Origin of the sequence: Staphylococcus sp. HMSC077D08 (genome assembly GCF_001837945.1) — a bacterium.
In the GTDB taxonomy this organism is placed as follows: domain Bacteria; phylum Bacillota; class Bacilli; order Staphylococcales; family Staphylococcaceae; genus Staphylococcus; species Staphylococcus epidermidis.
Window position 1 is genome coordinate 1 of the sequence record NZ_KV834766.1, and the last position, 285, is coordinate 285.

The window sequence follows — 285 nt, forward strand, 5'->3', positions numbered from 1 at the left end:
AGGAGGATATTTAACAATGAAAAAAATCGCTACAGCTACAATTGCAACTGCAGGAATCGCTACTTTCGCTTTTGCACACCATGACGCACAAGCAGCAGAACAAAATAATAATGGGTACAATCCTAACGACCCTTATTCATATAGCTATACTTACACAATCGATGCTGAAGGTAACTACCACTACACTTGGAAAGGTAACTGGAGTCCAGATCGTGTAAATACTTCATATAACTATAATAGTTATAATAACTACAACAACTATGGTTACAATAACTATAGCAACTA

General features: G+C 35.8%; 1 pseudogene. It reads left to right on the forward strand.

Annotated features, from left to right (window positions below):
• Positions 1-16: 16 nt before the first annotated feature.
• Positions 17-285, forward strand: a pseudogene (locus tag HMPREF2663_RS06995) (CHAP domain-containing protein); the annotation flags it as partial.